Here is a 9763-nt window from a genome sequence, read left to right on the forward strand (position 1 = left end):
GAGTTTTCAAACTTAGTGTAGTAGATAAGAAATTTACTGAAAAGAGTAAATAACATTTTCACATTCACATCAAGCATTATATTGGCTGTATAATACAGACATTGGCTGGCTCTTTCGTGGTGAGTGCCAGCACAGTGTGCATAGTCGTGGGAAGATTGGTTGTATTCTTCAAGGAACTTGATCATCTATTATCAAAGTCCACTCAAATAATCATATTCCTTCTTATATCGTTCAATACGTTCATAATCCTTCTTTGCTGGATTAGGAATACGAGTAAGATCCATATTGTGAGTAAGGTCGTGCATCTTTACTACTTTTGCAAGGGCATTGCTTTTAATTCGCTGAATATATGTTTCCCTATCAGGCGCAAGGTGATGATTGAGCAAATGTAAAGCATCGGCAAGTTCAAGTCTATCAGTATCTGATAAGGGAGTTCTTAATTTCGCATCTAACAAGTTAAGCACTTCTTCAACAGAATGTGGAGTATCTTCACTTGCATCGTGTAGATAACCCACAATCTGCTCTTTCCAAGTACTTCCCATTTTGGCAACAGTTGTAAGATGACCTGTGAAGTAATCAACTCCAGCTTTATCCACTTGCCCTTTGTGTAGCTCGCAAGCTAACTCAGCAGCACATTATACGATGTCTTCTTCCTTGTTGACTAACATTTCTAAAATTGAGTTTATATGTAACAAAAATCTCTACAAACCCGTTGGCGGAATTAATCAATAGATAAAATATCAGAAATATGAATGTAAAAAAGTTGCACATGTCGCTAAAAATCAGTAACTTTATGATAATCAACAATACTGTTATCTGCTTTAACTCTATCATATAGAAGCAAAAATCATCACAACATACTCCTTTCCAAAGCATCTATATCTCTTTCTACAGAATAAGAAAACACACTCTACCCTACCAAATATAAAAAAGGTTCGAAACAGAAATGCTTCGAACCTTTTTTATTTGGGAATGTTGCAAAAACAATCTACTAATCTTTCTTAGCAGATACCACTCTTCTTTCTTTAATACGAGCAGCCTTACCTGTAAGTTTACGTAAGTAGTAGAGTTTTGCACGACGTACCTTACCATATTTGTTCACCTCGATAGAATCGATATTAGGTGATTCCATAGGGAATATACGCTCAACACCTACAGTGCCAGACATTTTGCGAACAGTGAAACGTTTCTTTTCGCCTTCACCATTAATCTTAATAACAACACCGCGGTAAAGCTGAATACGCTGCTTATTACCCTCGACGATTTTGTAAGCGACTGTTACAGTATCTCCAGCTCTAAATTTTGGATACTGTTTGCCGGTTGCAAATGCTTCTTCAGCAACTTTAATTAAATCCATTTTATTTATTAATTAAATATTGTTTGTCGTTCCAATACAACATAGCTCATGACTCTTCCACGGCCAGCGGTTATACCGAAAAGCGCTGCAAAGTTACTATAAATTATTCGATAAACGAGAAAAATCTTCTTACTCGTAAACTTTCTTTAACTATATTTTACTCTTACAGAATTAAAACAGATAGACATAAGTCGGCTAACCAACAAGTTTTTACTAACTTTGCAGTAAGCTAAAAGAGTAGAATATGGATAAAAAGATGTTTTTAGTAAGCAGTATGACTGCAGTTTTAACCTATACACCTTGTGCAGCACAACAGGGGAAATACCAACTAAAGAGTGTACAACGTAGCAGAATATTGATTGATGCACGCTACGATAACGAGAAAGACCCAAAAGCAGTAAGCTTCTTAGCCCCCTACAAACACGTTGTAGACAGTATTATGAGTCCAGTGGTAGCACAAGCTGACCATTATATGACGGCACACCGACCAGAGAGCGACTTATCGGACTTACTTGCAGATATATTGGTTTGGGCAGCGAAAGGTTATAATGAGAAAGTAGATTTTGGTGTTTACAATATGGGAGGTATTCGTGCTGCACTACCAAAAGGAAATGTCACTATAGGCGACGTAAACGATATTGCGCCATTCGAGAATAAAATATGCTTCTTAACGCTCACTGGTGATAAAGTATTGGAACTGTTTCGACAGATTGCACACACTGGAGGAGAAGGCGTTAGTAAAGGAGTTTGTTTAAAATTAAGTAAAAACAACACACTACTATACGCTTCCTTAAATGGTAAACAGATTGATCCAAAGGCAGAATATCGTATTGCTACAATAGATTACTTAGCACAAGGCAACGATAAATTAGAGGCTTTCAAAGACAAAACAAATCTTAATTCGCCACAGGAACATTCAAACAATACGCGATATATTATTCTAAACTACTTCAAAGCTATGACGGCAGAAGGTAAGATCATAAACAGCGAGACCGAAGGGCGTATAAGCTACTCTAACACTAACGAATATTGAGCTGCTGTAATGGCAAAGTAAATGAATAAAACAATAACAAAATAGAAAAACAATGAAAAAGAATATTTTACTAACAGCTCTCTGTATGTTTAGTATAGTTGTTTTCGCACAAACAAAACAACTTACCATTTTGCACACTAACGATACGCATAGCCAAATAATGCCTTTCAACACTACGCTTGCCGATACGCTGCGCGCTGGACGTGCAGGCTTTGAACGACGCATAGCAATGTTGAAAGAAGAAAGAGCTAAAGATCCAGACTTATTACTATTCGATAGTGGAGACTTCTGTCAAGGTTCGCCCTATTTCACCTTATTTAAAGGCGATGTAGAAGTAGGATTAATGAATTTAATGCACTATGATGCAGGAACTATAGGTAACCATGAGTTCGACTTTGGACTCGATAATATGATACGAATGTTTAAAAACTTAAACTATCCTATAGTATGCGCAAATTACGACTTTGCAGGCACCGAATTGAAGAAGATTGTGAAACCATACATTATATTAAAGCGTAAAGGTCTTAAAATTGGTGTGTTTGGTTTAGCTCCAAAATTAGATGGCTTGGTTGTTAAAGCAAACTACGGTCCATTGAAATATCTCGATCCAATAGAATGTGCACAAAAATGTGTAGACGAATTGCAGAAAAAGAAATGCGATTTAATATTGTGCATATCACATTTGGGCATAAATATCGAAGGCATTAGCGATGAAGAAGTTGTTGCTGGTACACACGGAATTGACCTTATATTAGGTGGTCATTCGCATACATTCTTAAAAAACTTGGTTTATATAAAAGATTTAGACAATAAAGAGGTGGGTATTGACCAAAACGGAAAGTCGGGAATTTACGTTGGGAAAATAGTATTAAACCTTGAAAAGAAAAAAGAGACAAAACAAAAAGAGATAAAAACAAAATTACTTCATTAAACTATAATCCATTTATTTACTTCAATAATATTACTCTATAATATTTGTTTTTCTGTTGTGTCGCAATTGTCTGTTTCATTTTTCACTATTCACAACACGTCTGCTATAATGTCAGTTCAACCAACCCAACAACAAAACATATTTGAGCAATTATCAATGAATAATTTGGATTAAAGTTATATTAAATCTAAAACTATTATAAACAAATAAAGGAGTTAAGATGACAAAACATCTTAGCTCCTTTATTGTTTTAGCACGTCAAATAAACTTATTCGAAATAGAACGTAAGAGCAATCATTTTAGAACGTGCTTCGTTTGCCGAATTTGTATACATCAACATACTTTTATCGCGCAATTCCTTTGCATGATTTGTATCTAAACAATTAGATAAACCATACATAAATTTCAATTCTGGACGTAATTTGAAGAAAGGAAGATAGAAATCGCACCCAACTCCTACTTCTAAATAAGCATCACCTCCCTTTAATCTAAAATAATCATCGGTCTTTCCTGACAGATTTAGCATTGGATTAATACCTAACATTAGGTATGGACGATGATTATTGAAACGTGGAGCAGCAGCAATAAGATTGAAAGCACACGAAATATAAGCAGTTTTCAAATCTTGCGTCTTTTCAATTGGCAGCCCATTAGCATTTAAATCGGTTAAATTCCTAAAAGTAATATGTCGTGTTCCAAAATACATTGCAGGTGCAATACGTAATTGAAAAGTTGTATTAAGCCTTAATTCACCTAACACTCCCACTGTAAAACCAGCGTCCCAACGGTCTTGATCTACCGAAACAAGTTTTTGCACAGGTCCTGTACCATTATCTAAATCAATCATTTGTGGACCAATATTAGTAAATTCAAGGTCTTGCAAGTGCGTACCTACCATTACACCAAAGTGAAAAGGACGTAAATCTGTATAAGGACGATTTTGTACCGCTCTATCTTGAGCAAAACTATTTACCGACAATACAGTTAATAATATTATATATAAAAGCTTTTTCATATCTATAACTATAACGTTACCATCGTCTTTTTATTGTAGAATAGGCAATTATAGCAATAGTATCGCCACTCTACCAATGTTTTTTTATTTGTATCCTGTCTAAATATTTCAAAATCTTATCATCATTTGTAGGTATTACGAAAATATTCTTTACCTTTGCACCATACAAAAACAGGGGAGATAAATAACAACCCTATACAAAAACATTATTAAAATAATAAAAGATCGATAATTATGGCTTACGTAATTGGAAACGATTGTATCGCATGCGGTACATGTATTGATGAATGCCCAGTAGGTGCAATTTCTGAAGGCGACATTTACAAAATTAACGCTGATGCCTGCACAGAGTGTGGTTCATGCGCTAGTGTTTGCCCAAGTGAAGCAATTAGCTTGGGTTAATCACAACAAATTGTTACTGATTAAATTTAGCGGACTCGAGAGAGTCCGCTTTTTTTATTCAATTAGTATTACGTTTATTTTAATACGAATTTTAAATATTTCTCTATTACATTAGAATGTGAAAACAGTGTAATAAATAATTTAAAGCATACTTACTACTAAAAATTAAGTATTTACAAAACTCACAATCAATCAACAACAACCTTTTGACTAAATTGATTACCTACTCGGATTATGTAAACGCCTTTCGGAATAGACATCTCTGTATTCGTCTTAGAAATATATCCAGAATAGAATATATGCCCGTCTAAAGTATAAATAAATACAGAATCACCTGGCATTGCTTTTATTGAAATCTGCCTATGCGTTGTTTCAATTGAGATATTGCTTTTCTGAATATCATTAACAATAGTCGTAGGGATATCTAAATTAATTACATTAGATAATGCAGATTCACCAACATCATATACTGCTGATACTTGAAAACTATGTAATCCAATAGGAACATTGCTTTGTTCAAACATCGAAATTCCAGCTGTATTTCCTATTTTATTCTTATCCATATATATATTGTAAGCAATAATATCAATTGGAGCCATTTCATACTCTATATCATCTATCATCAAAGCGTAACTATCTGTTGCTATTGAATGAATAGCAAAGTAACGTGTACCTTTCGGCAAAGCCATTTGGAATTGCGTCCAATCTTTAAGTGGCTTGTCAATGGTTGTTAAAAGGACAAAATGCGCTGTATCTTTGTCTGTTACAGAATAACGAATTTCAAATTTCTCAGGATATTGAATATCTATATTTTTAGCTTTGAAACTAATAGTTTGTGCTTCTCCAGATAATTTTGGAGATATTAGCCAATCATCGTTATGTCCTTTTCGTGTAGATGAAGCTTGTGCTGACATAGCTATCAAGAATTGTTTGCCACTTGCTGGTTTAAATTGAGGATACTCATCAACATTCACCCCCAGTTCTTCTGGATTAAACACCATAAAAGCCATAGGTTCCGTTTTATGTTCAAATTCTAAACCTCTAATTCCATACGTTGTTCCTTCATCACCATCTAAAGTAGTCCAAAATCCATATTTATCTGTTAACCAAGGTTCATAATTTTCAAAATCTTCTTCTTTTTTTCCTCCTTCGGCTTCTATTGGTTTTGTCCACCATAGGTGTGCTTTATTTGTACTTAAGAGCTGCCCATTAAGATTAACGACTCGAGGAAAATTAGGAAACTTCACTTTCATCGTACCCACTATCGTGGTATTATCAGTTAAATCTTGATCGTTAGAATAACTTACCACAGCATATATATGTAGCATTTCTGGATCAGTAATCTTCGGTTCGTAATAGAAAAATTCCATACTACCGAGATTTACAGGTAAATCAAAACATTCATGTTCATCGTATTTTTCTCCTTCGACATAAAGAGTAGCAACCATTCCTTTTGTTGGCTGACTGCCCATATTAGTTACTTTTACTCCTATCATTGTTTCTTTCCCTACCCTAGCCTCCGATACTAATCTCAATTCGGCTTTTACATTATATTCGAGATAATTAATAACATTAATATCATCTATATAAACAGGTATAGCTGTATTGTAACTTTCTGCTAAGAATTTTAATATTACATAATCATCATTCTTAAACTTATCCAACAAAAGAACTTTTTTCTTCCATTCCTTTGTTTCACCAACAGCGGCATAATTATAAATAGCTAAAGTATCGGTTCTCTGTGGAGATGTTGCAATTACTTTCAACTTTATTTTATGTCCGGGATAACAAAAGTATGTAAACATTAAAGCTGGATTTCTAACATTACGTACATCTATTTTACCTGTATTAAAGGAGGCACTATCTCCCTTTCGTTTTGGTAAATATTCTAGGCAACCATATTCATCATCATAACTATGCGTTGTAGAAAACACGAATCCATTTTCTCCATTTTGTTCACCCCAAAAGAAATGTTCCTCGGTAGGTTTCCCCATAGCAAAGGATTCGTGGAATGGTATTGTATAAGAATCTCCAATTACAATAGGATTAGATTGGGATATTAAACTTTCTCCTCCTGCTGTTACTGCAGAAACTCCATAACAAAGTAGTTTTTGTGCCCCCTTTAATTCTATGTTTTTATCAATAAATTCAGAATGCTTAATACCCTTTTCCAAAATTACACCTTCTTTAGTATACACATTATAACTCAACGTTGAAGCATCGAAATATCCATTGTGTGCACCTTCGGTAGGAGTTTTCCAGGCTAATGTTATTCTATTATCAGATTCTTTTAGAATAATATCTTTTGGAGGTGCAGGAATATCTATACCTACAAAAGTTTCCTTTACGGCAGCTAGTCCTTTTCCTACATTATTATAAGCAATTATTGAATATTGATTAATTCCTTGAGTAGGAGAATTATCTGTATAATGGAGTTGTACATTTGGACTAGGATTTTCGAATGTAGTTATAAGCTTTGCATTCCTGTATATTTCTACTTTGGTAAGCGATTCTATACGTGAACCATCATAAGCTTTCGTAGGAGTTGTAAAAGAAATATCTGTAGTTAAAGTTCCTTGTTGTCCTGGCTTTATATCAATTATAGAAGTTGCTGCAGGAGCTGCAAGAAGTGCTTTCTCTGAAATAGAAATATCATCAATAAATAAATAGTATTGATCTGCTTTACTCATAGCATGTACACCTATTCTATAATCTCCATCTTCCTTTACTGTAAATTCTGTTTCATTATTTTGAAATGAATCTACTGCGGTTTCTATACGTGGAACTATTATTTTATAGTTTTCTGTATCAATTTCTGTTCCTATCCCAACTTCAAAAGTTTCAGTATAGCTCCAAAATCCTGCACGATATTTAAAATTGAGCATATAAGCGTGCTTATTATCGAGCTTGATATTAGGCGATAAAAGCCAATCGTCAGCTGCAAGTGTTTTACTATTGTTATATCGCGCTGCTTTCACACGACTATCATAAGTCCAAGTACACTCATCATTATTTTTATTAACCACCATAAATGTTTCGAATGCTGCCTTATCGTCGAAATTCTGTACATATCGTGAATTATTTTCTGTATCTGTTTTGGTCAGAACTTTACGATTTGTTTTAACAGACATTACTGTTGGCAATTTTGTTTTAACTGCATTCTGCATAGTAATACGCTGTTGCGCAGATAGCAAAGAAGTCTGCAAAATACAGAGATATACTGTTGTAAATACAAATAACTTATATTGTTTCATAACACATCTCCCTATAATTGTTTATTTAATAAAGGTTTTTCGTATAACACCATTTGGCATCACTTCTATAACAATACCAGAATAGTTAACTGGTGCAATTTGTCCATCAAGCTTATATATAGCTATTGGTTTTGTTTTCTCTGTCGTTACATTTATGTTCGTTGGTATACCACAGAAAGATGTAAACTCTTTAAAAACATTATCTGTTTTATACTTCTCAATAGATGTTTCTGGGACATAAAGTGTACATTTCGATTTATCAACACCATAGAAAGGATAAATGCCACATATTGGTGGATTATCAGAATAACAGTATAAGTTTCTCATTGCCTTACAAGAATAAAAGGCATAGTCGCCTATATTAGTTACAGTAGGGGGTAATGAGACTCTAACTAATAATTTATTGTTTGCACAAAAACTAGCAGGTATAATGGTTGTTCCTTCTGGAATTGAAATGGCTGTTAGTTTAGGACAATCAGAAAAACTTCCTTCTCCAAAAGTTGTAAGTGTAGTTGGTAATTCTATGTTTTCTAAAGATTTACAACCTGCGAAAGACCAATTGCCAAGTGATATAATTCCATTAGACATCACTATTTTTGAGAGATTTGCACAAGAACCAAATGCACTATTTCCAATTGTTTCTACTGTAGATGGTAAATACAACTCTGTAAGTTTTGAACAATTAAAGAAACCACATTTCTTTATATCCTTTAAAGTAGATGGCAAAACAACTTCAGTAAGTCCTGTACTTAGATGAAAAGCATATTCGCCAACAACAATAACTGTCTGAGGTATTTCATAAGCTCCTTTTTTATACAGTGGGTAACGTAAAATTTCTGTCATCGATTTGTTGAAAAGTACTCCATCTACCGATTTATAATATGAATTATCATCTGCCACATTTATATTTTCCAACCGTGTACAATAATTAAAAGCACTTGCAGATATTGAAGTTACCGATGCTGGAATTTCTATTAAGGAAATCTTTTTACAGAAAGTGTATTTACAACCGATTATTACTCAATATTTTATAGATAATAAGTCAGAAATATGGTTGTTATTTTTAATTGCACATTCTAAAAGGTGAAGATTTAACGCTTTTATTGATTATTAACTCAAAAAGGACATCAACTTGGGTCGTTTCTTCTCTTTTCCTTGCTATTCGTTTCCGATATTCCACTTTTGTTTTGGTCTATCTCATATGTACTGCAAAGGTATTGATTTTTGTTTGATATTGCTCCTTGCTTGCTCCTTGTCGTAGATTAATTTTCACACAGGAATTTTTGTTCTCTTTCTATAGGGGCTTGAAACAATCCATTTATTGGAAACAATTAAAGACGGAGCTGGTTTGCCCCAGTGCTTTTTAAGAAACAGGGCAATTATTTTATCTCCACAAAGGCTCTTGTTCCCAATTATGAGGAAAGCCTAATAAACGAGTTCTTACTGATGGGTATTTCGATAAAAGCTGCTTGAAATCTGCAACAAAAGTGTTGCCCATAGAAATGGAGTTAAGCCAATACACCACATAGCAGAGTTGCGGATAAAGTGTTTGTTCACGGAACGAGAAATCCGTAATCCATGTGTTTGGCATACGCATAGGCATCATTGGCTTGACAGGAAAGACCCGATTTGACAGTCTTGAATGATGGGCGCAGCAATTACGAAGTACGGGTCTGGGTACGGATTAAAAGGCTAAGTGATTATTTCCAGTCATTTAGCCTTTTTAATTATCTAATTTTTCCCCACATTTTCCCCACAGCTGTCTATTTAT

8 protein-coding genes and 3 pseudogenes are annotated in these 9763 nt (G+C 34.1%); 3 read left to right on the forward strand and 8 right to left on the reverse strand.

Going from position 1 to position 9763, the window contains the following annotated elements:
• From HMPREF9144_RS13705 to rplS, 3 genes and pseudogenes are all read right to left on the reverse strand, one after another.
• A pseudogene (locus HMPREF9144_RS13705) lies at positions 1 to 185 on the reverse strand (hypothetical protein); the annotation flags it as partial.
• 6 nt (positions 186 to 191) lie between these two features.
• Positions 192 to 668 (reverse strand): annotated as a pseudogene (locus HMPREF9144_RS08385) (phosphohydrolase).
• 323 nt (positions 669 to 991) lie between these two features.
• Entirely contained in the window at positions 992 to 1357 is a 366-nt protein-coding gene (gene rplS / locus HMPREF9144_RS08390) for a 50S ribosomal protein L19 (protein WP_006045535.1), read from the reverse strand.
• Positions 1358 to 1601: 244 nt separating this feature from the next.
• On the opposite strand from rplS, the gene HMPREF9144_RS08395 reads away from it, so the two are divergent.
• Together HMPREF9144_RS08395 and HMPREF9144_RS08400 are read left to right on the forward strand one after the other, a co-directional pair.
• On the forward strand, positions 1602 to 2390 hold the full coding sequence (locus tag HMPREF9144_RS08395) for a 5'-nucleotidase C-terminal domain-containing protein (protein ID WP_006045536.1): 789 nt from the start codon (positions 1602 to 1604) through the stop codon (positions 2388 to 2390).
• A gap of 52 nt (positions 2391 to 2442) precedes the next feature.
• Positions 2443 to 3321, forward strand: a complete 879-nt coding sequence (locus HMPREF9144_RS08400) for a bifunctional metallophosphatase/5'-nucleotidase (protein ID WP_006045537.1) — start codon at positions 2443 to 2445, stop codon at positions 3319 to 3321.
• A gap of 268 nt (positions 3322 to 3589) precedes the next feature.
• Here the strand turns inward: HMPREF9144_RS08400 and porT are convergent, their stop codons facing one another.
• A complete protein-coding gene (gene porT / locus HMPREF9144_RS08405; RefSeq protein ID WP_006045538.1) occupies positions 3590 to 4336 on the reverse strand; it encodes a type IX secretion/gliding motility protein PorT/SprT in 747 nt (248 codons plus the stop codon).
• A gap of 234 nt (positions 4337 to 4570) precedes the next feature.
• On the opposite strand from porT, the gene fdxA reads away from it, so the two are divergent.
• Positions 4571 to 4738: a 4Fe-4S ferredoxin gene (fdxA, locus tag HMPREF9144_RS12925; protein WP_006045539.1), complete on the forward strand. Its 168-nt coding sequence runs from the start codon at positions 4571 to 4573 to the stop codon at positions 4736 to 4738.
• A 188-nt stretch (positions 4739 to 4926) separates the two neighbouring features.
• Here the strand turns inward: fdxA and HMPREF9144_RS08410 are convergent, their stop codons facing one another.
• The 4 genes and pseudogenes from HMPREF9144_RS08410 to HMPREF9144_RS08420 all read right to left on the reverse strand — a co-directional run bounded on the left by HMPREF9144_RS08410 (position 4927) and on the right by HMPREF9144_RS08420 (position 9598).
• Entirely contained in the window at positions 4927 to 7992 is a 3066-nt protein-coding gene (locus HMPREF9144_RS08410; protein WP_006045540.1) for a choice-of-anchor J domain-containing protein, read from the reverse strand.
• 21 nt (positions 7993 to 8013) lie between these two features.
• Positions 8014 to 8892: a leucine-rich repeat domain-containing protein gene (locus tag HMPREF9144_RS08415; RefSeq protein WP_006045541.1), complete on the reverse strand. Its 879-nt coding sequence runs from the start codon at positions 8890 to 8892 to the stop codon at positions 8014 to 8016.
• Positions 8893 to 9009: pseudogene (locus HMPREF9144_RS14000) on the reverse strand (hypothetical protein); the annotation flags it as partial.
• 367 nt (positions 9010 to 9376) lie between these two features.
• Entirely contained in the window at positions 9377 to 9598 is a 222-nt protein-coding gene (locus HMPREF9144_RS08420; protein ID WP_004356044.1) for an Abi family protein, read from the reverse strand.
• Positions 9599 to 9763 lie beyond the last annotated feature (165 nt).

Origin of the sequence: Prevotella pallens ATCC 700821 (assembly GCF_000220255.1) — a bacterium.
Taxonomy (GTDB): Bacteria; Bacteroidota; Bacteroidia; order Bacteroidales; family Bacteroidaceae; genus Prevotella; species Prevotella pallens.

Bases quoted from the DNA above. Each gene is read 5' to 3' on its own strand.
- rplS (WP_006045535.1), bottom strand. From the start codon at position 1,357: ATGGATTTAATTAAAGTTGCTGAAGAAGCATTTGCAACCGGCAAACAG.
- HMPREF9144_RS08395 (WP_006045536.1), top strand. From the start codon at position 1,602: ATGGATAAAAAGATGTTTTTAGTAAGCAGTATGACTGCAGTTTTAACC.
- HMPREF9144_RS08400 (WP_006045537.1), top strand. From the start codon at position 2,443: ATGAAAAAGAATATTTTACTAACAGCTCTCTGTATGTTTAGTATAGTT.
- porT (WP_006045538.1), bottom strand. From the start codon at position 4,336: ATGAAAAAGCTTTTATATATAATATTATTAACTGTATTGTCGGTAAAT.
- fdxA (WP_006045539.1), top strand. From the start codon at position 4,571: ATGGCTTACGTAATTGGAAACGATTGTATCGCATGCGGTACATGTATT.
- HMPREF9144_RS08410 (WP_006045540.1), bottom strand. From the start codon at position 7,992: ATGAAACAATATAAGTTATTTGTATTTACAACAGTATATCTCTGTATT.
- HMPREF9144_RS08420 (WP_004356044.1), bottom strand. From the start codon at position 9,598: ATGATGCCTATGCGTATGCCAAACACATGGATTACGGATTTCTCGTTC.